The 22,508-nt window shown below is 67.3% G+C and carries 21 protein-coding genes; 14 read left to right on the top strand and 7 right to left on the bottom strand.

The window, feature by feature from the left end; all coding sequences use genetic code 11:
* Window positions 1-2 precede the first annotated feature (2 nt).
* From EP7_RS08790 to EP7_RS08775, 4 genes are all read left to right on the top strand, one after another.
* Window positions 3-1,478, top strand: coding sequence for a proton-conducting transporter transmembrane domain-containing protein (locus EP7_RS08790; RefSeq protein ID WP_463527478.1), 1,476 nt, complete (start codon window positions 3-5; stop codon window positions 1,476-1,478).
* Complete coding sequence (locus tag EP7_RS08785; RefSeq protein WP_463527477.1) at window positions 1,478-3,010, top strand: hydrogenase large subunit; 1,533 nt, start codon at window positions 1,478-1,480, stop codon at window positions 3,008-3,010. Before EP7_RS08790 ends, EP7_RS08785 begins: the two co-directional genes overlap by 1 nt.
* Window positions 3,011-3,080: 70 nt before the next feature.
* On the top strand, window positions 3,081-3,875 hold the full coding sequence (locus EP7_RS08780; RefSeq protein ID WP_463527476.1) for an NADH-quinone oxidoreductase subunit B family protein: 795 nt from the start codon (window positions 3,081-3,083) through the stop codon (window positions 3,873-3,875).
* Between the two features lie 121 nt (window positions 3,876-3,996).
* Window positions 3,997-4,287 carry a hypothetical protein gene (locus EP7_RS08775; RefSeq protein WP_463527475.1) on the top strand — a complete coding sequence of 97 codons (291 nt, stop codon included), beginning with the start codon at window positions 3,997-3,999 and terminating at the stop codon, window positions 4,285-4,287.
* A 90-nt stretch (window positions 4,288-4,377) separates the two neighbouring features.
* Here EP7_RS08775 and EP7_RS08770 read toward each other — a convergent pair whose 3' ends face one another.
* Window positions 4,378-5,841: a di-heme oxidoredictase family protein gene (locus tag EP7_RS08770; protein ID WP_463527474.1), complete on the bottom strand. Its 1,464-nt coding sequence runs from the start codon at window positions 5,839-5,841 to the stop codon at window positions 4,378-4,380.
* A 233-nt stretch (window positions 5,842-6,074) separates the two neighbouring features.
* Between EP7_RS08770 and EP7_RS08765 the strand changes: the two genes are divergently transcribed.
* The 3 genes from EP7_RS08765 (at window position 6,075) to EP7_RS08755 (ending at window position 7,637) form a co-directional block, all read left to right on the top strand.
* On the top strand, window positions 6,075-6,437 hold the full coding sequence (locus tag EP7_RS08765) for a hypothetical protein (RefSeq protein ID WP_463527473.1): 363 nt from the start codon (window positions 6,075-6,077) through the stop codon (window positions 6,435-6,437).
* 430 nt (window positions 6,438-6,867) lie between these two features.
* Window positions 6,868-7,281: a hypothetical protein gene (locus tag EP7_RS08760; RefSeq protein ID WP_463527472.1), complete on the top strand. Its 414-nt coding sequence runs from the start codon at window positions 6,868-6,870 to the stop codon at window positions 7,279-7,281.
* Between the two features lie 128 nt (window positions 7,282-7,409).
* A complete protein-coding gene (locus EP7_RS08755) occupies window positions 7,410-7,637 on the top strand; it encodes a hypothetical protein (RefSeq protein ID WP_463527471.1) in 228 nt (75 codons plus the stop codon).
* 35 nt (window positions 7,638-7,672) lie between these two features.
* Here the strand turns inward: EP7_RS08755 and EP7_RS08750 are convergent, their stop codons facing one another.
* Window positions 7,673-8,746, bottom strand: coding sequence for an ankyrin repeat domain-containing protein (locus tag EP7_RS08750; protein WP_463527470.1), 1,074 nt, complete (start codon window positions 8,744-8,746; stop codon window positions 7,673-7,675).
* A 314-nt stretch (window positions 8,747-9,060) separates the two neighbouring features.
* Between EP7_RS08750 and EP7_RS08745 the strand changes: the two genes are divergently transcribed.
* Together EP7_RS08745 and EP7_RS08740 are read left to right on the top strand one after the other, a co-directional pair.
* Window positions 9,061-9,330, top strand: a complete 270-nt coding sequence (locus tag EP7_RS08745; protein WP_463527469.1) for a hypothetical protein — start codon at window positions 9,061-9,063, stop codon at window positions 9,328-9,330.
* Window positions 9,327-10,325 carry an LIC_10091 family protein gene (locus EP7_RS08740; RefSeq protein ID WP_463527468.1) on the top strand — a complete coding sequence of 333 codons (999 nt, stop codon included), beginning with the start codon at window positions 9,327-9,329 and terminating at the stop codon, window positions 10,323-10,325. Before EP7_RS08745 ends, EP7_RS08740 begins: the two co-directional genes overlap by 4 nt.
* A 162-nt stretch (window positions 10,326-10,487) precedes the next feature.
* Here the strand turns inward: EP7_RS08740 and EP7_RS08735 are convergent, their stop codons facing one another.
* Window positions 10,488-10,910: a hypothetical protein gene (locus tag EP7_RS08735; RefSeq protein ID WP_463527467.1), complete on the bottom strand. Its 423-nt coding sequence runs from the start codon at window positions 10,908-10,910 to the stop codon at window positions 10,488-10,490.
* A gap of 463 nt (window positions 10,911-11,373) precedes the next feature.
* On the opposite strand from EP7_RS08735, the gene EP7_RS08730 reads away from it, so the two are divergent.
* Complete coding sequence (locus EP7_RS08730) at window positions 11,374-12,408, top strand: DUF1559 family PulG-like putative transporter (protein WP_463527466.1); 1,035 nt, start codon at window positions 11,374-11,376, stop codon at window positions 12,406-12,408.
* A 209-nt stretch (window positions 12,409-12,617) separates the two neighbouring features.
* The gene (locus EP7_RS08725) at window positions 12,618-13,748 is read left to right on the top strand and encodes a glycoside hydrolase 5 family protein (protein ID WP_463527465.1); all 1,131 of its coding nucleotides are present in this window, start codon (window positions 12,618-12,620) and stop codon (window positions 13,746-13,748) included.
* Between the two features lie 76 nt (window positions 13,749-13,824).
* Here the strand turns inward: EP7_RS08725 and EP7_RS08720 are convergent, their stop codons facing one another.
* Complete coding sequence (locus tag EP7_RS08720) at window positions 13,825-14,214, bottom strand: hypothetical protein (RefSeq protein ID WP_463527464.1); 390 nt, start codon at window positions 14,212-14,214, stop codon at window positions 13,825-13,827.
* A gap of 31 nt (window positions 14,215-14,245) precedes the next feature.
* Window positions 14,246-15,121 carry a peptide-methionine (S)-S-oxide reductase MsrA gene (gene msrA, locus EP7_RS08715; RefSeq protein ID WP_463527463.1) on the bottom strand — a complete coding sequence of 292 codons (876 nt, stop codon included), beginning with the start codon at window positions 15,119-15,121 and terminating at the stop codon, window positions 14,246-14,248.
* A 271-nt stretch (window positions 15,122-15,392) separates the two neighbouring features.
* On the opposite strand from msrA, the gene EP7_RS08710 reads away from it, so the two are divergent.
* The gene (locus EP7_RS08710; RefSeq protein ID WP_463527462.1) at window positions 15,393-16,763 is read left to right on the top strand and encodes a hypothetical protein; all 1,371 of its coding nucleotides are present in this window, start codon (window positions 15,393-15,395) and stop codon (window positions 16,761-16,763) included.
* A 2-nt stretch (window positions 16,764-16,765) separates the two neighbouring features.
* On the opposite strand, the gene EP7_RS08705 is transcribed toward EP7_RS08710, so the two are convergent.
* Both EP7_RS08705 and EP7_RS08700 read right to left on the bottom strand, forming a co-directional pair.
* Entirely contained in the window at window positions 16,766-17,761 is a 996-nt protein-coding gene (locus EP7_RS08705) for a DUF362 domain-containing protein (protein WP_463527461.1), read from the bottom strand.
* Window positions 17,758-18,648: a hypothetical protein gene (locus EP7_RS08700; RefSeq protein ID WP_463527460.1), complete on the bottom strand. Its 891-nt coding sequence runs from the start codon at window positions 18,646-18,648 to the stop codon at window positions 17,758-17,760. Before EP7_RS08700 ends, EP7_RS08705 begins: the two co-directional genes overlap by 4 nt.
* A gap of 188 nt (window positions 18,649-18,836) precedes the next feature.
* Between EP7_RS08700 and EP7_RS08695 the strand changes: the two genes are divergently transcribed.
* Window positions 18,837-21,194 (top strand): FG-GAP repeat domain-containing protein, encoded by a 2,358-nt coding sequence (locus tag EP7_RS08695; RefSeq protein ID WP_463527459.1) that lies wholly within the window; start codon window positions 18,837-18,839, stop codon window positions 21,192-21,194.
* Window positions 21,195-21,334: 140 nt separating this feature from the next.
* Complete coding sequence (locus EP7_RS08690) at window positions 21,335-22,441, top strand: WD40/YVTN/BNR-like repeat-containing protein (RefSeq protein ID WP_463527458.1); 1,107 nt, start codon at window positions 21,335-21,337, stop codon at window positions 22,439-22,441.
* Window positions 22,442-22,508 lie beyond the last annotated feature (67 nt).

Below are 22,508 nucleotides of genomic sequence, written 5' to 3'. Positions count from 1 at the left end.
CAATGATCCTGGCCTTCCTGGCGATCTTGGTGGCCGCCGGCGCCGCCGCCTTCTTCCTGAAGTCGGACACGCCCCGGCGCGCCCTGCTGGTGCTCACGGCCGCGTTCCACGCCCTGTTCACGGCCGGGGCCTGGGCGAATCGCCCTGCGACCATGGCCGACGGCTGGCTGGCGCTGGATGAGACCGGCCTGTTGTTCCTCAGCATTATCAGCGTGCTGTTCCTCCCCTCGTCGTTCTACGCCGTGGGCTATCTGAGGCGCGAGGCGGAGACGAAGCGGCATATCGACTACAAGTCGAGCTTCCGGTTCGACAACGGGCCCGAGGCCTCGTTCACCGGCTGCCTGCTGATGCTGCTGGCCACGATGACCCTGGTCACCGTCAGCCAGCACTTCGGCCTGCTCTGGGTGGCCATCGAGCTGACCACGCTCGTCAGCGCACCCCTGGTCTACTTCCATCGCCAGCCGAGGTCCCTGGAAGCCACCTGGAAATATTTGCTCATCTGTTCGGTCGGCATCGCGCTGGCCCTGATGGGCAACTTCATGCTGGCCGTCGCGGTGTCCAAAGGGGACGCATCCTCGGGCCTGATCCTGAGCAAGCTGATCGAGGCCGGCCCCAGCCTGCGGGTGGGCTGGCTGGAGGCGGCGTTCCTGTTCATCCTGGTCGGCTACGGGACCAAGGCGGGGCTGGCCCCGCTGCATACATGGCTGCCGGACGTCTACAGCGAGGCCCCGTCGGTGGTGACCGCCCTGCTCGCCGGGGCGCTTTCCAACTGCGCCTTCCTGGGCATCCTGCGCACCCACCAGGTGATGCTCTCGGCGGGCCCCGCGGGGTTCAGCGGCAACCTGCTCATCGGCTTCGGGCTAGTGTCGATGGCCGTGGCGGCGATCTTCATCGTCGGCCAGAACAACTACAAGCGGATGCTGGCGTATTCGAGCGTCGAGTACATGGGCATCCTGGCCCTCGGTGTGGGCCTGGGCGGCGTCGGAGCCTACGGCGCCGGCCTGTTCGCGGTCTGCCAGTCGATGGGCAAGGCGGCCCTGTTCCTCACGGCCGGGAATATCCTGGCGGCCTACAAGACCAAGTCGGGCGATCAGATCCGCGGGCTCGGCCGCTCGCTGCCTGTGACCGGCCTTCTCTGGGGGGCCGGCCTGTTCGCCATCGCCGGCATCCCGCCCTTCGGCGCGTTCTTCGGCGAGTTCGTGATCCTCAAGGCGGCCCTCGACCAGGGCCGATTCTTGGTCGCCGCGACCTACCTGGCGCTGCTGGCGGTGATCTTCGTGGGGATGGCCAACCTGGTCCTGCCGATGGGCCAGGGCAAGGCGACGGCCACCGTCGAGGGAACCCCGCTGCGCGAGTCGCTCTGGGCGACCGTCCCCCCGGCGGCCCTGGGTCTGGGGGGCCTGGCCCTCGGGCTGTACATCCCGCCGGCCCTGGAGTCGGTCCTGCACATGATGGCCCATTCCCTGGGAGGACAGTGATGGCGACGGCCCAAGCGACCCGCCTGGCCCACAATGAGCCGATCCCGCTGGCCGACGTGCCGCACCTCGCCTTCGGCGGATTCCGCGACGAGGTCGTCGAGTCGGTTCGATCGGGCGGCCGATTGGTGGCCTTGTTCGGCCGGCCAGTCGACGGCAGGATCCGGCTCTACGCCGTCCTTGCCCTCGACGACGAGGGTGAGCTGGCGGTCCTCTCCGCCGACGTGCCCGACCGCTACCCGTCGCTGACGCCCGATTGCCCGTCGGCCCACATGTTCGAGCGGGAGATCGCCGAGCAGTGGGGCGTCGTGCCGGAGGGGCATCCCTGGCTCAAGCCGGTCCGGTTCCATGCCTCCTACCGGCCCGGCCACGACGCCTGGGGCCGTTCCTCCGACACGCCCATCCTCCCCGGCGTGCAGCCGGCTGGGACCGAGTTTTATCGGGTCGAGGGGCAGGAAGTCCACGAGGTCGCCGTCGGCCCGGTTCATGCCGGGGTCATCGAGCCGGGGGCCTTTCGATTTCAGTGCCACGGCGAGCGGGTCTTCCACCTGGAAATCGCGCTGGGCTTCCAGCACCGTGGGATCGAAAAGGCGCTCTGGGAAGGGCCGAACCGGAAGTCGCTCAGGCTTGTCGAGCAGATCGCCGGCGACACGTCGGTCGGCCACGCGACGGCCTACTGCCAGGCCGTCGAGGCCCTTGCCGGCGCCCGCCCCTCGTTGCGGGCCCAGGCGATCCGCGGCATCGCGCTCGAGCTGGAGCGGATGGCCAACCACACTGGCGACCTCGGGGCGCTGGCTAACGACGTCGGCTACCTGCCGACGGCATCGTACTGTGGCCGGATCCGGGGCGACTTCCTCAACTCCACCGCCATGATCTGCGGCAATCGTTTCGGCCGGGGCCTGGTCCGGCCCGGCGGGGTTGGCTACGACCTCGACGGCGAACTCCTGGATCGGATGCGTAAGCGTGTCGAGCCCGCCCTCGTCGACGTCAACGGCGCGGCCGGCCTGCTCTGGGACTCGCTCTCGGTTCAGGCCCGGTTCGAGGGGACCGGCACTGTCTCGCGTGACGACGCCCTGGCCCTCGGCCTGGTCGGTCCCGCGGGCCGCTCGTCGGGCCTCGACCGCGACGTGCGGCTGGACTATCCCAGCGGGATCTACCGCTTCCACTATATCCCGATCTCGGTTCAGGCGACCGGCGACGTCTTCGCGAGGGCTTATGTCCGCTACCTGGAAGTGCGGCGGTCGGGCCAGTTCGTCCTCGAGCAGGCGAGCCAGCTCCCCGAAGGGCCGACGAATGTCGAGGTCGGTCCGCTGACGCCCAGCTCGCTGGTGGTCTCGCTGGTCGAGGGCTGGCGCGGCGAGATCTGTCACGTCGCCATCACCGACGACGCGGGGGCGTTCGCCCACTACAAGGTGATCGACCCGTCGTTCCACAACTGGATCGGCCTGTCGCTGTCGCTGCGCGACCAGGGGATCTCCGACTTCCCGCTCTGCAACAAGAGCTTCAACCTGTCCTACTGCGGGCACGACCTCTGATGCGGGGCCCGGCCCGCCCGGGTCCGAGACCTTTCACCGTTCCGACCCCGACACGCCGAGGTTCCGTCGCATGATCTCGATCATCAAGGAGCGCCTGAGGCAGGGCCGCCGCACGATCAGCTATCCGGACGCCCCCGCGCCGGCCCTGCCCGACCGGTTCCTCGGCCTGCCCGTGCTCGACGACTCGAAGTGCTCCGACGGCTGCACCGCCTGCGTCGACGCCTGCCCCAGCGACTCGGTCGCCCGCGACGCGTCGGGCCTGAGCCTCGACATGGGCCGCTGCCTCTTCTGCAATGACTGCGTGGAAGACTGCCCAGCCGGGGCCATCACGTTCACCCAGGACTACCGACTGGCCGCCCGCAGCCGCGCCGACCTCGTCGTCCGGTCGGGCACCGTGTACGAGCCCGCCAGGCAGCTCGACGACAAGATCAAGCGACTCTTCGGCCGGTCCTTGAAGCTGAGGCAGGTCAGCGCCGGCGGCGACAACTCGGCCGAGTCCGACCTGAACGTGCTGGGCACCGTGGTCTTCGACATGGGCCGGCTGGGCATCCAGTTCGTCGCCTCGCCTCGCCACGCCGACGGCATCGTCATCACCGGCCCGGTCAGCCAGAACATGAAGGAAGCCCTGCTGCGCACCTACGAGGCGACGACCTCGCCCAAGCTGGTCATCGTCGTGGGGACCGACGCCATCTCCGGCGGCATCTTCCGCGACCACCCCGAAGTCAACAACGGCGCCGAGGGGCTTCTCCCCATCGACCTGTACATCCCCGGCAACCCGCCGCACCCACTCACGATCCTCGATGGATTCCTGCGGCTGATGGGCCGGCTGGAAGCGGCCAGCCTGCCGGCCGTCCACACGCCCTGATCGCCCCGCCCGGGTTGAAGTTCCGGCCCGTCCGCCTCCGATACAACTCGGTGGGCGGCCGGGCCGGCGCCTTTTCGAACGCGCCGGGCCGCCCGACGGGCAAGGCACGGAGGACCCGCAGATGGGCGACTCGAACGACCACCTCACCGACCTGGTCCGCTGGACCTTCGCCTCGGACCCCGGCCATCGGGCCGAGATCGAGCAGCACCTGCACGACCTGGGCCTAGATGTCGCCGTCCACGACGAGTCCCGCTTCTGCGTGACCTGGGACGAGCCCGAGTCCGATCGGGACGCCGTGATCGAGGCCCTCTGGGCCATCAACGGGGCCCCCTTCGAGGTCACCCAGGAGGAGTTCCATCGCACCAGCCTGCTCATCCTCCACCAGGACGAGGACGACAAGCAGGCGGCCTGAGCCGTGCAGTTCACCAATGAATGCGACGCCACCCCCGTCGGCGGATGGGGATGGCGTCGCATTTGGCGTTGAGGGTGAATCCGTCCGGGTTCAGGCTTCGGGTGCGGTGATTTCGGTCGCACGGGCCTGGGCCTTGGGGCGAGCCTTGGGCTTCGATCTGGCAGGTTCGGGACGCTTGACCTCGGGCGGCAACAACGAGTCGGCCAGCACCGAGGGGTCGGCGGGCTGGGCGGTGGCCGGGGCCTTCAAGGTCTTTAAGAAGGCGATGACGGCCGCCCGGTCGTCGGGCGCCAGCTCGAAATAGGCATCGGTGACGGCCTGGGCGTTGTTCATATGGCGGGCGATGGCCATTTGCAACGTCGGCGAGCCCCCATCGTGCATGTAGGGGGCCGAGTCGGCCACGCCCCAGAGCGGCGGGGTCTTCCACTCCTCGGGCAGCGGGTGGTCGCGGGGCAACGGGACCTCGACCGTCTCGGTGGCGCCCGATGCCCTTCCCCCGCCGTAGCCGCCCCCCTCGCCGCCTGCGCGGTTGGGGTCGTCCAGCCGGTGGAGCAGGAAGTCGCTGTAGACGCCGCTGATCCCGCCCATGTCGGGGACGTGGCAGGCCGCGCAGCCGACCGAGCTGAACAGGGCCTTGCCGCGCGCGGCCGTCGAGGCCAGGGCGACGTCTTCGATGGCGACTTCGTCGGGTCGGTCGAGGGTGTCGATGAAGGCGATCAGGGCGTCGAACTGGGTGTCGTCCAGGTCGGGCTTCACGTCGGGGTAGCCGGCGGTTCCCAAGGGCTTGGCCTGATTGCGGCGCGGGTTGCCCAGGCCGACCTCATTGGCGCACGCCGCGGCGACGAACTCGTCGAGCGTGGCGAACTGGGCCTTCCAGCCGAACTTGCCCACGCGGCCGTCGGGCAGCACCCGCGGGCGGCCGGAGACGACCCCCTTGAAGTTGCCGTCAAGTTCGCGGCCCACCTGCTTCAACGACGTCTTGAGGTAGTTGTTGGTGATGCTCTTGTCCGACAGCCGGTCGATCCAGCCCGCGCCAAACAGGGCGGTCGAATTGACGCTCATGGTGCGAACGGGGTCGAAGTCGCGGGTCAGGATCCCGCAGCCGGCCTGCACCTTCACGCCGTTGGGGATGACCGGGAAGAGCTTGTGCAGCGAGGCGTGGTCCTCGACGTAGCGGTTATCCACAGCGAAGGCGTGGATGAGTCCGTCGTGCAGGTTGGGGTCGCCCTTGGTGGGAGCGGTCTCGAAGCTGCTGACGTTCTGCTTGTTGCCGCCTCCTCCGCCGACTCCCCCCTGGAAGTGGCAGGCGACGCACGAACGGGCGTTGAAGACCGGGCCGAGGCCGTCGCCGCCCACGCCGGCGAGCGCATCGTGGGGCTCCCAGCGGTGGTTGAACAGCTCCATGCCCGCGGCCTTCACCGACGCCTCGGCGCGTGGGGCCCACAGAACGGGAATGCCCGGCGAGAGTGTCCAGGTGCCCAGCAACCCGAAGCAACCGGCCATGAACCAGCCGACCCGCTTCCGCGTCCGCTCGATCTCGTTGCAACCTTGCATCGCTGATCCCCTCGATGCCGATCCCTGCACGAAGTCCGCCGCCTTCCGCTGCCTTCCGACAAGTGTAGGTTGGGCCGATCAAACAGGCAAGGCGCGAACCTCCAAATCAAGGGATGCCGGGCCATCTCCTTGGTCGAATGCCGGGTTGAAGCGAGGTTCATCCTCCGCTCGTTCAAGACCGGACGATCTCGCCGTCCTCCACGATCAGCACGAGACCCAACAAGGAACCGCCGATGTCCGAACCGCCCCGCAAGCCCCCCTACCCGGTCACGCCCGACGGTCGCTACTTCGTCGTCCGGGGCCGCCTCTGGCGGATGGCCGACCCCTCGCTGACCGACGACCGGCGATCCTCCCTCCAACGAGATCTCATGCGTGCCCGCTCCGCGTTGGGGCGGGCCAGGAAGGCCGGCGACGACGAAGCCCGAAAAGCCGCCAGGTTGGCCATCCAGGCCGCCAAGGAGTCGCTCGGTGAGCGGGGTTCGCCTTGGTGGACAGACGGATCGCCCGACCAGAACCGGCGGATGGCGGTGAATACCCCCTACCGAGACTGGTACGTCGCTGAAGCCGCCGGCCACGATGCCTCGCCGCATTCCTGAGTTTCCAGGCCACGCGATTGATCCCGCTCGAGAATCCCAGCCCGCGCCGGGTTCGTTTCGTCTTCCCGGGTTCGTTTCGTCTTCCCGGATTCGTTTCGTCTTCCCGGGTTCGTTTCGTCTTCCCGGGTTCGTTTCGTCTTCCCGGGTTCGTTTCGTCTTCCCGCTGATTGGCTGATTGTGAGCACGTCGCGAAGCACATTGATCCGCAGTTATGGCCGTGCCGATGGCCAGTTTTTGAGGTTTTATCTAACGGAAATCGTTTTAAGCTAGGTGGTTGCAGGGATTTAGGCCGCTCGCTTTTTCGAGGGCGACGGTCGTGGGGGGATCGCTTAGGTTGAGTTGTGCGGGTGGGATCCAGGGTTGTCAAACCGATGGAAACGCGGTATTGAGCCCACGAATTCCAGCCGTGTTCTTCGCTCGGGAGGTTGCCATGATTCGACAGCGATCGGTCTGCTTGCTCGCCGTCTTGGGTCTCTCCTTTGTTCTGACGGCGGTGGGTGCGGGTTTCGATGACCCCGAGCAACCTGTCTCGCCGCCTGCACTGGTTCTGCCCGCGACAGGGACTCAATGCCGGGTCGAGCTGAAGCCCGAGAAGGATGACAAGGGGCGCATCATCGAGGTCAGCTACGAGGGGAAGGTTTCGGACTCCAAGGAAGACGGGATCACGCTGGCGGTCAGTTCCGTCAAGCGCACGCATACGACGAATGTGCTCGGGGGCAAGATCCCCATCCTGAATCGTTTCTTTCGGAACGTCGGCATCGGGAGAATGAAGCCCGGCGAGGAGAAGCCCGTCTGGATTCCCGAGCCCGCGATCCTCTCGGTCAAGGAACTCGACCAGGACTGATGCCGGTTGATGGCCGGACAAGCCTGGGATTGAGGTAACCTGAAATCATCGTGGCCAACCACGGCCTGCCGGTTCTCTGGATGACGATCCCTGGCTCGACATTGCTCACCTCATCCGGGACATTGCCGATGCTCTTTGCCTACTTGCCCACCATCGGCCTGCCCGAGTTCATCGTCTTCGCGTCTTGCTGTCTCCTCATCGTCTGGGCGGCCTGGCGGATCTGCGAAAAGGCCGGCTTCCCCGGCGCGATGGGCCTGCTCTCGATGGTCCCCGTGGTTAACATCGGCCTGATCCTCGTCCTCGCATTCGCCGATTGGCCGGCCCTTCGTCACGGAAAGATTGACCGGCTGGCCTGATCGGCCGTATGACTTCGGCCGTCGATCCAGGGAGTTCAATCGCGGGCCGACGGCGTCGGACCGCGCTTAGCCCCGCGTTCTTCTAGAAATGCTGCGGCCTCGTCGTGACCTTCGCGGATGGCCCAGTCGAGGGGCGTCATATCAAAGTGGTCGGCGTTGACGTCGGCGCCTCGGTCGAGGAGCATGCGGAGGATTTCCCGATCGCCGGTCATTGCGGCTGCGGCCATGTGCCAAGGATCGTCCAGATTGATGGGTCCGTGATCGAGGAGATGTTGGACGATCTTCGCAGACCACAGGCTTCCCGCGAAAGTCTGGATCGCGTTGACCCGATCGTCGATCCATCCAAGCTCGTCTTGCTCCTTCAGGGCTTCTTCGAGAAGCGCCTCGTCCTTCAGGGAGACGGACTCAACGATGCCGACTCTGGCGCCTCGGGAACGGAGGAACTCGGCGACCTCCCGATGGCCCTCAAACACGGCGTTTGTGAGGGCGCTACGCGAGTTCCCATCTGTCGCGTCGATGTCAGCACCTCGATCGAGCAGGAGTCGGACGGATTCGAGTTGTCCGTAGGAGGCGGCGGCCCGCAGCGGCCTGTTTGCCAGGTCATCCATCGCCTCGACATTCGCTCCGCGGTCGATCAGCAGATTGATCATTTCGAGATAACCGAGCCGCGCGGCAAGCGTGAGGACGGGGCCGTGGTACTGCCACTCACCCTCATTCGGGTCGTCTCCTCCGTCCAGACTCTTGCGGGCGAGATCGAGGTCATTGAGCAAGACCGACTCGATGATTCCCAGTCGGCCGCCCGCCGCGAGGAGCATTTCCAGCGGCCGCGGTTCGGGACAGGGGAGTTTCCAGTGGTGTCGTTCACGGGGCAGCGAGAGGATGACGGCGAGCGTGACCGCGGAGTAACCCCTGGAATCGCGGAGGTTCGTGTTCGCGCCGTGGCGAAGGAGAATTTCGATCATCGAGATCTGAGCCTTCTGGACGGCCAGCATCAATGCCGTGTCCTTGGCACTATTTTTCAAGACATTGACATCAGTCCCACGCCCAAGCATGTCGAGGACCGCCTCGGTGTCGTCTCGCTCGACGGCCTGGAACCATTCATCGCTCATCGAAAACCTCTCCATGAGCTGTAACATGTCGTTCGAAATGGTGGAGTCGGCGATGACCATCTGTGGTTCATCGTATCGATGAGCTGGAGTTGTCGCCCATTTGGTGTTGCCCGATTGTCCGCCCGAAGGCGGTTTGCGAGCGACACAGCGACCTCGATTCGGCCCGATCGATGGAATGCCGTTGTCCGGTGGCGTGCGGATGGTCGTTGGCCGTACAATCGCGGGCGTTGGTCGTGTTGGCCTGGTGGTGGACGGTTTGTTCGGTGGGAGGGGCGATGGCTGGGACGGCTCTGATTGCTTTGGATCGCCCGGGGTTGGCGGCTTATCCGATCACGGATCGGCTACGGGCTCAGCTCGTTTATTTCATGACCCCGGGGGGATCTCGCGGGGCCCCGGACCTGATCGAGGGGGAGTATTTCTTCTCGGACGACGAGGTGGCGAAGTGGCTCGATGAGGGGGTCTTCTACCTCGTTTCGCCCCTGGATACGGCGAATATGACCGAGGTTGAGATTACCGAGGAGCAGGAAGTGTTCCTGGGCTGGCTCCAGGCCAACAAGGTCAGGCACGTCCGGGTCAAGGAGTGAGCCCGGGGCGGGAGCTGGACGGGTTCGCGGGGCTTGTCGCCGGGCTCTCGGGCCGCGAGGCGGGACCGGCCGCCGATAATCTGGTGAGCAACGAGGATTCTTATCCGAGGGTCGCCGGCGAGCTCGCCTCGGCCGGGCTGGCGGGCTCGGTCTACCTCGGAGTGGGGCCGGATCAGAATTTCTCGATGATCGCGGCGTGCCGGCCGTCCTGGGCGTTCATCGTCGACCGCAGACGCGGCAATACGCTTGTCCACCTGCTGCACAAAGGCCTTTTCACTCTGGCCGACGACCGCGTCGGCTATCTCCAGAGGCTGACGGCCAGGGCGGGCCTGGCCGTCGGGGCCGGGGCGACGGGTTCCGAACTGGTGGCGGCGTTCTCGGGCCCGGAGATGGAACGGGGGCGGCTCGACCGGGCGATCCTCGACGTGGCGGGCGTCTTGCGCGGGCTGGGCGTGCTGGCGGGCCGCGATGAGTTCGAAGCGGTCGCGCGGATCCAGGCGAGGCTGGCCGGGCCCGGGATGGCGGCCCGATTCCTGGCTTTGCCGATGTATCCGACACTCGGCAGATTGATCGGGACGGCCGATCGCGGGGGCAAGCCGGGGCATTTCCTGGGGACCGAGGCGGGCTACGTAACCGTCCGCGACTTGCAACGGGCCGATCGCTGCGTCCCGCTCGTCGGCGATTATTCGGCCGCCGACACCCTTCCCCGGCTGGCGGCCTGGCTGCGTTCGCGGGGCCTGAAGGTTGGGGTCCTGTACATCTCCGACGTCGAATTCTTCCTGCTCCGAGCCGGCCAGTTCAAGGCGTACCTCGCCAATCTCTCGGCCATGCCCTGGGCCCCGGGGGCCCTGATCGTCCGCACGAGCACGCGCGAGATCGGTCACCCCGAACGAGTTGCCGGCGACAGCTCGACGACGATCGCCCGCCCTGTTTCGGCGTTCCTGGTCGAGGCTCATGCCGGGCGGATCGAGGCGGTGGACGACCTCTTTCGCTGAGGGTCGCGAGCCTGGGCTGGCCCGGTCGCTCATTACCGCCCTTGACCGGTTCCCTGATGGTGCATCAGATCGACTGAGGCACGTATTCGGCCGACGTAGCGTCCGACCGGCCATCCGCACGAAACTCGGGAATCGGCCCGACCGACGACGTTTGATCTTGGATCAGTCCTGGCCGGCTGCCGCCCCGACCGCCGCACCTGCCGCCGCGTACTGGCACAGGCTCTGGGCAACCCATGAGAAGATGACCCCTCCCGACACCCGGAATGAGGCGAAGGCAAGGAGAAAGACCGGCAGACTCCCGACCAGGAAGACCCCCAATCCATAGCACAGTCCACCCCGCCAACCTCGAATCCGCATGCCGCGGGTACGAAGTGCCTGATACATCGCGGCGAAGACCACGCCGAACCACAGCGGATGGACCAGCATGTACGTGGAGGTCCACCCGGTCCAGGGGCGGTACAGCGATGAATCGGAGAACTGGGGAGGGATTCCGGGGGCAACCAGCGGCATCGCCAGGTGGAAGGCCACCCCGACCATGAAGAGGACCGATGCCGCGACGATGGCACACATAATTTGACGGGCCATTCCCAAGAACCACCTCCACGTCAACCAGCTCAGCCCGGCAGGCCAACCGATCGAACCGGACCTGAGTTGATCCGTTGGACAGCGAACCCCCGCCGACGCGCGTCGGATGCAAGGGGCCTTCGACGGCCCAACCCCTGCTGGTGCGACCGATTGTGCGGGAGTTCTTCTCGAGACTCCAGGCCCACCTGGAGTCGTGATGAAGGCCGCCCGACTCGACGTCTGAACTTGCGTCGGACGTTCTCGGTGAGTTCCGCGAATCGACGCGGCAGTAAGCGTCGCAGAGCTGTCGATTCAATTCCGGGTTCTTGACGTTGAAACTCTGTTGCGTCATGATCCTTCCGCGAGAGATTGAGTCTCAAGTGCGGGATGAGTTGCGACGGGATCGTCGCGGACCCAGTTCCCCCCACCGAAATCTTTGCTGCTTGGAAACCTCCGCTCCTTTGCTTTCGAAGGTTGAATTCCGATGAGAGTGCCCCAACGGCGTGGCTTCACACTGATCGAGCTGCTGGTCGTGATCTCGATTATCGCGGTCCTGATCGCGCTGCTGCTGCCGGCCGTGCAGAGCGCCCGCGAGGCGGCGCGGCGGATCCAGTGCACCAATAATCTGAAGCAGTTGGGCCTCGGGATTCACAACTACGAGTCAACCAATGGGGCCCTTCCCCCTGCGTTCATCCAGATCGGCAGCGGGTCGACGATCACCTGGACGAACGGCTGGAGTGCACACGCGAGGATCCTGCCGTTCATGGAGCAGGGGTCGATCTTCAACAACATCAACTTCACTCTGCGATATAGCGTGGCCGACAATTCGACGATCGGCGCGGTGGTTGTCGCCGGGTTCCTCTGCCCGAGCGAGATCAAGCCGGAGCCGAGGATGAACGCGACGACGGGCGTCAAGCAATATGGCGTCACTTCATACGCCTGGGCTCGGGGCGACTGGTATTCCTGGGGTGGGTTTACGGGGACCGCGAATCGGTCGGCCTTCGACGTGAATCTGGCCCGCAAGTTTGCCGAGTTCACCGACGGCCTGAGCAACACGATGCTGGCCGCCGAGGTGAAGACGTATCAGCCGAATCTGGGCAACTGCGGGACGGGCCTGGCGAATGTCAACAACATCAACAACTTGCCGCCCGCGTCGGCCAGCCCTTACGAGGTGGCGCCCGAGTACAACACGGGATGCACCCTCGGGTTGAATGGCCACACCGAGTGGGTTGACGGCGCCGTCCACGAGACGGGGTTCACGACGGCCTGGCCGCCGAACAAGAAGATCACCCGGGTCGGCGGCGATCAGGGCCAGGACCTCGACCTGGTCGGCCTGAGGGAGAACCGAGGGGGACCGGTCTACGCGGCCGTGACCTCCCGGAGCTACCACCCCGGCGGCGTCAACACGATGCTGGGCGACGGCTCGATCCGGTTCATCAAGAACACAGTCAACGGCGAGGCCTGGCGGGCGCTGGGCAGCATGCGCGGCGGTGAGGTCATCAGCTCCGATTCCTACTGAGCGAGCGTTCTGCGCGACCCAGGATCGACGAGACAACAGGGGCGACCCCGGGGACGATGTCCGCGGGGTCGCCCTTCGTCGTTCGCCGGCCTGGAGCGGCCGCCTTGGTTGGCGTAGGCTGGACGCCCCGGCCTTTCCCGCCGGGTCGGCCGTCCAGGGATGGGGGCCGGTCGGGCAAGGAGGGTCGCAGGACCGGGGTGGGAATTCCGATGAATCGCGTCCGAAGATCGATCGCCCTGATGGCGTGCGTCGCCGGGGTGCTGCTGGGCTGGGCCGTGGAAGGGGGGGCCCGCGACCTCTGGACCAAGGAGCAGGCGCAGGCCTGGGGCAAGAAGACGCCCTGGCTGGTGGGGTCGAACTACATCCCCAGCACGGCCATCAACCAACTCGAGATGTGGCAGGCGGAGACGTTCGACCCGGCGACGATCGACCGGGAGCTGGGCCTGGCGCATGGCCTGGGCTTCAACTCGATGCGGGTCTTCCTTCACGACCTGGCGTACAAGCAGGACCCGGATGGGTTCCTCAAGCGTGTCGACGGGTTCCTGGCGATCGCGGCGAAGCACAAGATCGGCGTGATGCTGGTCCTGTTCGACTCGGTCTGGGATCCCTTCCCCAAGGCGGGGCCGCAGCGTGCGCCCAAGCCCGGCGTGCATAACTCGGGCTGGGTGCAGGGGCCGGGCGTGGAGATCTTGAGCCACCCGGAGCGGCACGGCGAGCTTGAGGGCTACGTCCGCGGCGTGGTCGGCCGGTTCAAGGATGATCCGAGGGTGCAAGTCTGGGACGTCTGCAACGAGCCGGATAACACCAACGGTTCGAGCTACATGAAGTTCGAGCCGGCGAACAAGTCGGAGCTGGCCCTGATGCTCCTGAAGAAGGCCTATGCCTGGGCCCGCGACGAGAACCCGACCCAGCCGTTGACGTCGGGCGTCTGGGTGGGCGAGTGGCAGCGGGGCAAGTTGACACCCCTCCAGACATTCCAGCTCGAGGAGTCGGACGTCCTGAGCTTCCACGACTATTCGCCGCTGCCCAAGCTGAAGGCTCGGCTGGAGAGCGTCGAGGCGTACGGCCGGCCCGTGCTCTGCACCGAGTACATGGCGCGGCCCGAGGGGAGCCGGTTCGACCCCTGCCTGGCGTTCCTGAAGTCGAAGAAGGTGGGGGCGTATAACTGGGGGTTCGTCGACGGCAAGTCGCAGACGACGATCCCCTGGGACTCGTGGAAGACCCCTTACAGGGCCGAGCCGCCGGTCTGGTTCCACGACATCTTCCGCCGCGACGGGACGCCCTATGATGCCGGCGAAGTGGCGTACATCCGGGGGCTGACCGGGGCGGCCGGGAAGTGAGGGAACGAAACGGCCTCGCCCGACGCTTCGAGGGCGTCGGGCGAGGCCGATGGTTGGCCAATCGCTGCCGGTCCCGTCAGGCCTTGGCCGCCGGAGTGAGTGCGGCTCGGATGGGGTCGTCGGCGACGGGGGTGCCCAGATCGCCCTTGCCGAATCCGCGGAGGGCGCCGGCGGCGACGGCCTCTTCCTGGGCCGTGGCGTAGTTGCTGACGAGCATGACGGGGACGGCGCCGTTGACGGGGTCGGCCTTCAGGGCCCGGATGAGGTCGACACCGGGCTCGCCGTCGGAGTCGCCGACTCGGTTGACCAGGACGAGGTCGAAGTGGTCGCGTGCCATGGCGCGGAAGGCGTCGGCGGCGGTGGCCGCGGCGACGGTCTCGGCCTCGAAGGAGCGGTTGAGCGCGCCGCGGATCTTGCCGTGATCGTAGCTGCACTGTCCGACGCTGAGGATGCGGGCGCCTGCCATGGGGAGAGTTCCTGGGCGGATGCGGATGGGGTCAGCGGCCGGGCGCCGGCGGGGAGGTCGTCCCCGAGGTGGCCGGCGCGTCCCCCTGGTCCTTGGCGGTGTCCTGAGTCTCCGTCGACTGTGCCCCGATTGTGCGTGCGCGGTCAAGCGGACGTCGGGCCGGGGCGTGGGCGGCCGACCTGGGCTTGGTGTCCAGAAGGTGGAGCTTGCGGAGCTTGGGGATGATGTAGATCAGGCTGTAGTCGGAGCCGCGATTGGTGCGGAAATAGTCCTGATGATAGGGCTCGGCCGGGTAGAAGCCGCCGAAGGGGAGCAGCTCGGTGACGATGGGCCCGCGAAAGGCGTTGCGGGTGGTGAGCTCGCGGTAGGACTTCAGAGCGGCCTTCTTCTGGGCCTCGCTGTGATAGAAGATGGCCGAGCGGTACTGCGTGCCGAAGTCGTCGCCCTGCCGGTTGGGCGTGGTGGGGTCGTGCGATGTCCAGAAGGCGTTGAGCAGGGCGTCGTAGGTGGTGACGTCGGGGTCGAACCGGACGTTGACGACCTCGGCATGGCCGGTAGTCCCTGAGCAGACGAGCTCGTAGGACGGGTTGGGGACCTGTCCGCCGCTGAAGCCCGAATCCACGGAGAGGACGCCCGGGAGGCGTTCGAAGACGGCCTCGGTGGACCAGAAGCAGCCGGCGCCGAAGGTGGCGACCTCGGTCTTCGGCCTGCCCTTGGGCTTCGCCTTGGACTTGGTGGCGCCCTCGGCGTCGAGCTCGGGCTTGGCGGCGGGCTTCTCCGAGTCGGCCGGCACCGGGTCGGCGGCGGTCGCTTTGGGCTTCGCCCTGGCATCTTCGATGGCGGGGGCCGAGGCGGATGCCAGGACCAGGCAGATCCCGAGACATGCCGCCGAGGATCGGATGAGCATGGGGTGACCTCCGTGGGAGTCCCTTCGGTTGGACGCGGGGCCGGTGGGGTGCGAGGGAATGGGCCGGCCGGCCTCGCACGACGGGGCCGGCTCTCCTCTTCATTCATTCTTAAGCAAAGAAACCGGCGCGTCGAGGGGAGAGGGGGCCTTGGGGGCTGACTTCGAGGGGAGGCGCGTGTAGCCTGGCGGGCCCGCGGGCGCCGCGCCCGGCCCCGATTGAACGGGCGGCGCGGGCGTATCTCGACGCCACGCGGCGAGGAACCAGACCATCATGCCCCGCTCCTGGATTGCCCCGTCGATCGCGCTTGCGGCCCTGCTGGGCGCCTGGATTCCGGACGCCCAGGCGCAGGGGGCCGACGACCCGCTGGCCTCGGCGCTGGGGGGCGGCCCTCGGTGGTTCAAGGGGAACCTGCACACCCATTCGCTCTGGAGCGACGGCAACGACTACCCCGAGATGATCGTCGACTGGTATGCCCGCCGCGGATACCAGTTCCTGGCGCTCTCCGACCACAACACGCTGGGACAGGGTCGGAAATGGGTCGACGTGGCCAAGGCAAACAAGCTCGCCGGGCGCGATGCGGTGGCGCTGTACAAGACCCGGTTCGGCGAGGACTGGGTGCAGACGAGGGAGCTGGGCGATGTCACCCAGGTCAGGCTGAAGCCGCTGAACGAATTCCGGTCGCTCTTTGAGCAGCCGGGCAAATTCCTCCTGATCCAGGGGGAGGAGATCACCGACCGGTTCGGTGAGAAGCCGATCCACATGAACGCGACCAACCTGGCCGAGCTGATCGAGCCCAAGGGGGGCAAGAGCGTCGTCGAGGTGATGACCAACAACCTCGAGGCGATCGAGGAGCAGGCCAAGCGGCTGGGTAGGCCGATCCTGGGGCACCTGAACCACCCGAACTTCGGCTACGCCATCACCGCCGAGGAGCTGGCGATGGTGACGAAGGAGCGGTTCTTCGAGGTCTACAACGGCCACCCGGGCGTGCACCAGCAGGGGGACGCCACGCATGCGAGCGTCGACCGGATGTGGGATATCATCAACACCTTGCGCATCGGCGAGATGAAGGTCGCCCCGCTGAGCGGACTGGCCACCGACGACTCGCACCACTACTTCGGCGCGGGGGGCTCGTACCCCGGCCGGGGCTGGATCAACGTCCGGGCGAGGTTCCTGACGCCCGAGTCGCTGATCTCGTCGATCGTGAAGGGGGATTTCTACGCGTCCAGCGGCGTGACCTTGAAAGAGGTGACGCACGACGAGTCGGCCAAGACCCTGACGGTCGAGGTTCTGCCGCAGGGCGACGCCAGTTACACCATTCAGTTCGTGGGGACGAAGACCGGCTGGGACCCCGCCCGCAAGCCTGTGGAGGGGCCCGACGGCAAGCCCTTGGCGGTGACCCAGCGGTACAGCGAAGACGTGGGCAGGGTGCTGGCGTCGGTCGCGGGGACCAATGCGACGTACAAGCTGACCGGCGACGAGCTTTATGTCAGGGCGGTGGTGACGTCCGACAAGCCGCCCGAGAATCCGTCCTACCCCGACCAGAAGGCGCAGGCCTGGACGCAGCCGGTGGGCTGGCAGGCCTGGCTGGCCGGCGCGGCCGCAGGCGGCGCACCCGGGGTGGCCCCGACCTCGCCGAAGTGACCTCACGCCCGCAGCCCGGCGAGGCTCGGATGGTCGAGCAACGCATAAGTCTGGGCCAGCGAGGCGATCGATTCGCCGCGCTGGCCGATGTGGGACTCGGCGATCGGCCCCAGCCGTCCCGAGGCCCCGGCGAGGTAGGCGATCCGGCTCGGGTCGAGGCGCATCAGGCGTGCCGCGGTGGCGTCGACCGCCGTCAGATTGGTGCCCATGACGAGCAGGCCCGAGTCGATGGGCGTCCCCATGATCGGGCCGTCGCCTTCCATGCCGACGATGCCGTCGACGATCGCCAGGTGAGGCCGGGCGGTGGCGTTGATGTCGAGGATCGACTGCGGGATTCCCTCCCGGTGCAGCACGTTCTTGGGCCAGCCGTAGCAGACCCCCGGCATGATGCCGAAGAGGTTCTTCATCGACAGGGTGGCGCCCGCCCAGTGGTGCGTCTTCATCTTGGGCATCGAGACCACGATGTCGGCCGTCCGCACCGCTCGCGGCAGCCAGAGCGTCTTCAGCCCGGTCAGGCGCAGGGCGTTGGGGACCTCGTCGACCTCGTCGTGATTGAGGTCGACGAAGGGGAGCCCTTCGCGCCGCAGTTCGGCGCCCAGGCCTGATTCGTCGAGCACCAGCTCGGTGTCGCGGACGTGCCCCTGCCCTTCGGCGATCAGGACGCTCGCGGCACCCAGGCAGCGGAAGGCCTCGGCGGCGGCCAGAACAACGGTGGGGTGGGTGTTGATGTGAGGGGCCTTCGCCGCGGGCTCGACGAGGTTGGGCTTGAGCAGGACCGTCTTGCCGCGAACCACCTCGTGCACGATGCCCAGGGCTTCCAGCCCCTCGATGATCGGCTGACGGAGGTCGACCGAATACGAGCCGGCGCGGGCGATGAAGACGTCGGACCGCCAACCCCTCTCATTGCGGCCGGCCCATGCCTGGGCGGACATCGCGGAAGTGGTGGCGATGCCGGCGACGGCCAGGAAGCGTCTCCGGGAGGGGGAGATGGGTGTCATCGTGGGGCGTTCCCGGCCTTGAGGCCGAAGCGGGCGAGCGGGTCTTGGGCCGAGGCCAGCAACAGCGCGGCCTTCCTGGAGACTTGGTCCGGATGGTCGGAATCATCGAGCGCCGTCGCCAGCCATCGCGGGGACTCGGGTGGCGCGGCGCCCCAGGCCTTCAGGCCCATGACGCCCCAGGCGAGCGAGCCGCCGGCGCGGGTCGCGGGCAACACGTCCTTCAGGTAGCAGATGGCCTTGGTGACAGCCGGGGGAGTCGGCCCGCCCAGGTGGGCCAGGGCCAGCAGGGCCAGGCCGGTGGGGCCGGGATGGGGCCGCAGTGCCCGGCCGAAGACGGTCCGGTTGCCGTAATTCCAGCCGCCCGTGGGGATCGACCGATCCAGGATCAAGGCCAAGCCCTGCTCCACCCGAGGATGTCCGCGATCGCCGGTCGAGGCCAACGCCAGGATGGCCCAGGCGGTCGGCTCGACCCAGGAATGGGTGCCCTCGACCCAGGACCAGCCGATTAGCGACTGGTCGTGGCCGACCACGGCGTCAGCCTCGGAAACCGCTCCCGATCGCGCCAGAAGGCAGCGAGCGGCCCGTTTCTGCGCCTCGCGGTCCACGCCCAGCGACCGCCAGGCCAGCAATGCGTGCGGGGTGGCCCAGGCGACCCCGGGGAGTGCTTCGGCGGCGGTGACCGCGCCGTCGGGACCTTGACGCGCAGCAAGCCATCGGGCGGCGAGGGCGAGCGGGGCTTCGGCGGAGGTCTCGCCGGCGAGGGCCAGGCAGGCGAGCGCGGTGGGCTCGGCGCGTGAGGGGACGCCGGCTCGTTCGCCCCAGCCGCCTCGCGGGTTGGCGGCATTGAGCAATCTGCGCCTTGCGTCGGTCGGCCGGGCTTCGTCCATCGGGCCTTGGCTCCTTGGATCGAGGGAGGGTGTCGGTCCCTTCGAGATTCGCGCCCGACTGCAAGCAGCCTAGGACATGGACGGACGGGGCGCCGGGGCTTGCCGCGGGGTGCGGCGGACTTTACGCTGGGCGGTTTGCCCGAACGAACGCGGGCGCGGGCCCGACGACACGCGACGAGGGAGCGGCCGTGAAGCACGCAACGAGGCGGCGATGGATCTGGGCGGCGGCAACCTGGCTGTTGCTGACGGCCGGGGTCGGGGCCCAGAAGGCGGCCGGGGCCGACGAGCCCAGCCTGGCCGAGTATTTCGGCTTCCAGCCGCTCGAGGTCTACAAGCTCGAGAACCGGATCGCCAACCTGCTGGTCCGCGACCTCGACGGCGACAAGGTCGACGACATCCTCATCGTCAACAACGGCCGTTCGCGCATCGACCTGCTCCTGAGCAGCAAGGGGCCGGCCGGCGACGACGCCAGGGTCAAGGGCGACTCGAACGACATCGCCTACGACCGCCGGATGAGGCTGGTCAGCCTGCCGGTGAACAAGGAGGTCGTCAGCCTCCAGCTTGCCGACTTTAACGGCGACGGCAAGCTCGACATCGCCTATTACGGTACGCCCGCCGAGCTGACCGTGCTGACCAACGAGGGCTCGGGCAAGTTCGGTTCTCCCAAACGGGTCAGCACCGGCGAGGCGATCGAAGGGGGAGGCTCGCTGACCGTCGGCGACCTGAACCGCGACGGCAAGCTCGACCTCGCGCTTCTCACCCCCAGCGAAGTTGTCTTCGTCTACCAGGAAGACAAGGGGAAGCTCTCCGAGCCCGAACGGACACCGCACACCGCGTCGAGCCCCCGGTTCATCAAGGCGGCGGATGTCGACGGTGACGGCGGCGACGACCTCGTGCTGATGGACGGAGCCGGCGACGACCCGGTCCGCATCCGGTTCTCGGGCGAGAAGGGGAAGCTCGGCCCCGAGCAGCGGTTCGCCGCCGAGGTGCTGAGGGCCTACGCCTTCGCGCAGATCGACGATAAGCCGGGCGTCGAGATGCTCTCCATCGAGAACCAGTCGGGCCGGGTCAAGGTGCTCACCCTCGACGAGGCCGAAGGGGACGAGGCGGGCAAACGCGGCCGCCTGATCTTCTACCCCCTCCCCCCCGGAACAGCTCGCGGCCGGACCACCGACGTGGGCGACCTGGACGGCGACGGCAAGGCCGACGTGGTCGTGACCGACCCGGCCAACGCCCAGTTCCTCGTCTATCGCCAGAGCGGGACCGCCGGCCTGGGCTCGGCCCAGACCTTCCCCGGCCTGGTCGGCGGCCGGACCGTGAGGCTGGCCGACCTGGACGGCGACAAGAAGGCCGAGGTCTACGTCCTCTCCGACACCGAGAAGCAGATCGGCCGGGCCACCTTCGAAGGGGATCGCCTGGGCTTCCCCGCACCGCTCCCGACCGTCGGCGGCGACCCCGTCGCCCTCGACCTGGCCGACCTGGACGGCGACAAGACCCCCGAGATCGTGTACATCACCCGCGGCGGCGGCACCGGCACCGACGCGTTCAGCCTGCGTGCCCTGAAGCGAGAAAAGTCGGGCACGTTCGTCCCCTACCGCTGGGGCACCGCCGACTCCGTGGCCATCAAGGGCCTCTCGGGCCTGCCGCCCGCGATGAAGACCCTGGACGTCAACGACGACGGCCACGCCGATATCCTCATCTTCAACGCCTTCGGCGCACCCGTCCTGCTGCTGGGCCACGAAGGCAGCGAGCCCACCCCGGCCGGCAGTCTCGGCCCGCTCTCGGGCGTGACCCCCGCCGGCCTGACCCAGGTGAACCTGAATGGCCCCGGCCTGCTCGTCAGTCAGAACGCGTTCGCGCGCAACCTGAAGCTGGACAAGGACGGCCGCTGGGAAGTGAAGGACCAGTACAACGCCGGCCGTGCATCGGCCCAGATCCAGGGGGCCGCGGCGCTCGATATCGACGGCGACGGCAAACAGGAAATTGTCCTGCTCGACCGGGCCTCCAAGTCCCTGATCTTCCTGGAGGCCCGCGACGGGGTCTACCGCCCCTCAGGCACCCTCTCCGTCGGCCCGATCGACTTCCAGGGAGTCCACGTGGCCGACTTCAACGGCGACGGCAAGAACGACCTCCTCCTCTCAGGCACCGACCGCTTCGGCGTCGTGGTGACCGGCAGCAAGGGCCTACGCCTGAAGACCCTGGCCAGCTACGAGTCGAACCGCGAAGACGCACGCCTGGGCGACCTGGCCGCCGGGGACCTGAACAATGACGGCAAGGTTGACATCGTCCTGATTGACGTGGCCGAGCACTTCGTCGAGATCGTGACCTACGCCAAGCCCGGCGACCTCCAGCGGGCGATCTCCTTCAAGGTCTTCGACCGCAAGAGCTTCCGCGACGGTGGGGGATTCGTCGAGCCCCGAGACCTGGGCATCGGCGACGTCGACGGCGACGGCCTGAAAGACCTGGTCCTCATCGTCCATGATCGGGTCCTCGTCTACCGTCAGGACCCCGGCCCCGATCCCAAAGCGGCCGAGCCGGTGAAATAAGCGAGTCCATCGGTCGGGACGGCTCGAACCCCGCGCCGTCCCGACCCTCCTCCCTCCTTGACTTGTGGCGTCCGATCGCAGTTTCGCGGGAAGTCGGGTCGGGTTCAGGCGTCAACATTGGCCCGGGGATCTCACCCCCCATGATGCCTCACCACGCCGTCGAGCTATCCGATCAACCTGCGAATCCGACTCATGTGCAGCCGGCCGAAAGCGACTCTTTCAGGCTGTCCGAGGGTTGCCCTTCAGGCCATCGGTTCAGGCACGCAGTGTTCGTCGTCCTGTTCCTCATCAGCCCGGGTTCGGCCCGCTCGCAGTGCACCCCGCCCAAGGCGATCCGGCCTCCGGCCGCCGCCTTATCGTTCGACGTCTATCGTTCCGATGATGCAGGCAGAACCTGGGCCGGTGCCGGGAAGGGGCTCCTCGGCACCGCCAGGGTCCACGCACTCGCCATCGAGGGGACGACTGCCTACGCGGCGACGGACGAAGGCCTCTTCATCTCGCTCGATGGGGGTCGCCTGTGGGCGGCTCGCGAGCAGACCCCTGCATCGCCGGTCCTTTGCTTGACGATCGCGGGTCGTCGCATTTACGCGGGGACCAGGAAGGCGGGAGTCTTCGTCACCGAGGATGAAGGTCGCTCGTGGCGTCGAGTCGCGCATGGGCTGACCGACCCACACATCCGATCGCTGGCGAGTCGAGGCTCCGTCGTGTACGCGGGAACCGACTCCGGAGGTGTGTTCAGACTCCAGGCTGGAGATGAATCCTGGACCCCGCTCGGTCGGGGATTGCCCGCGAGGCCGCAGGTTTTCGACCTCGCGGTGAAGGGGCAGAATCTCTACGCGGCCCTGTATCACAATGGGCTCTACCGCATGAACGCGGATGGCGGCAACTGGGAGAGGGTGGGGGATGTGACACCGCTCCGATTCCTGGTTCGGGGCCATTCCCTCCTCGCCGGACACAACCCGGGCGGAATCCACCAATCAAAAGATGAAGGGGCCACCTGGCGCCTCGCCCCGGGCGTGCCAGACGATGCGCCGATCTGGGTCCTCGGCAATGCAGGCCCGAACGTGATCGCGGGGACTTCTCCGGGGGCCGCGGCACTCAGCGACGACCTCGGCGCAACCTGGAAACCGGGCGTCTCGGGCCTCCCGGCGGGATCGGCGATCGTCGCCGTCGGCGATGGCCCGAGCTTCACCCTCGCGGCGATCGTTCGCGAATCGGAGAGGGCGAATGCCGCGCCTTCAAAATGAGATCGCCGATGCGTTGTCGGCGCCGATCGGGTGCCACGCCTCGATCAAGTCGTTGAAAGCCGATGTT

The organism is Isosphaeraceae bacterium EP7 (assembly GCA_038400315.1).
GTDB lineage: Bacteria > Planctomycetota > Planctomycetia > Isosphaerales > Isosphaeraceae > EP7.
The sequence above is the reverse complement of the archived record's forward strand: the minus strand, read 5'-3'. Positions and strand labels throughout refer to the sequence as shown.

Excerpts from the sequence above, each read along its gene's own strand:
- EP7_RS08765 (WP_463527473.1), top strand. The coding sequence starts at position 6,075 with ATGTCCGAACCGCCCCGCAAGCCCCCCTACCCGGTCACGCCCGACGGT.
- EP7_RS08775 (WP_463527475.1), top strand. The coding sequence starts at position 3,997 with ATGGGCGACTCGAACGACCACCTCACCGACCTGGTCCGCTGGACCTTC.
- EP7_RS08780 (WP_463527476.1), top strand. The coding sequence starts at position 3,081 with ATGATCTCGATCATCAAGGAGCGCCTGAGGCAGGGCCGCCGCACGATC.
- EP7_RS08785 (WP_463527477.1), top strand. The coding sequence starts at position 1,478 with ATGGCGACGGCCCAAGCGACCCGCCTGGCCCACAATGAGCCGATCCCG.
- EP7_RS08770 (WP_463527474.1), bottom strand. The coding sequence starts at position 5,841 with ATGCAAGGTTGCAACGAGATCGAGCGGACGCGGAAGCGGGTCGGCTGG.
- msrA (WP_463527463.1), bottom strand. The coding sequence starts at position 15,121 with ATGCTCATCCGATCCTCGGCGGCATGTCTCGGGATCTGCCTGGTCCTG.
- EP7_RS08725 (WP_463527465.1), top strand. The coding sequence starts at position 12,618 with ATGAATCGCGTCCGAAGATCGATCGCCCTGATGGCGTGCGTCGCCGGG.
- EP7_RS08790 (WP_463527478.1), top strand. The coding sequence starts at position 3 with ATGATCCTGGCCTTCCTGGCGATCTTGGTGGCCGCCGGCGCCGCCGCC.
- EP7_RS08760 (WP_463527472.1), top strand. The coding sequence starts at position 6,868 with ATGATTCGACAGCGATCGGTCTGCTTGCTCGCCGTCTTGGGTCTCTCC.
- EP7_RS08755 (WP_463527471.1), top strand. The coding sequence starts at position 7,410 with ATGCTCTTTGCCTACTTGCCCACCATCGGCCTGCCCGAGTTCATCGTC.
- EP7_RS08735 (WP_463527467.1), bottom strand. The coding sequence starts at position 10,910 with ATGGCCCGTCAAATTATGTGTGCCATCGTCGCGGCATCGGTCCTCTTC.
- EP7_RS08750 (WP_463527470.1), bottom strand. The coding sequence starts at position 8,746 with ATGAGCGATGAATGGTTCCAGGCCGTCGAGCGAGACGACACCGAGGCG.
- EP7_RS08710 (WP_463527462.1), top strand. The coding sequence starts at position 15,393 with ATGCCCCGCTCCTGGATTGCCCCGTCGATCGCGCTTGCGGCCCTGCTG.
- EP7_RS08700 (WP_463527460.1), bottom strand. The coding sequence starts at position 18,648 with ATGGACGAAGCCCGGCCGACCGACGCAAGGCGCAGATTGCTCAATGCC.
- EP7_RS08720 (WP_463527464.1), bottom strand. The coding sequence starts at position 14,214 with ATGGCAGGCGCCCGCATCCTCAGCGTCGGACAGTGCAGCTACGATCAC.
- EP7_RS08705 (WP_463527461.1), bottom strand. The coding sequence starts at position 17,761 with ATGACACCCATCTCCCCCTCCCGGAGACGCTTCCTGGCCGTCGCCGGC.
- EP7_RS08690 (WP_463527458.1), top strand. The coding sequence starts at position 21,335 with ATGATGCCTCACCACGCCGTCGAGCTATCCGATCAACCTGCGAATCCG.
- EP7_RS08730 (WP_463527466.1), top strand. The coding sequence starts at position 11,374 with ATGAGAGTGCCCCAACGGCGTGGCTTCACACTGATCGAGCTGCTGGTC.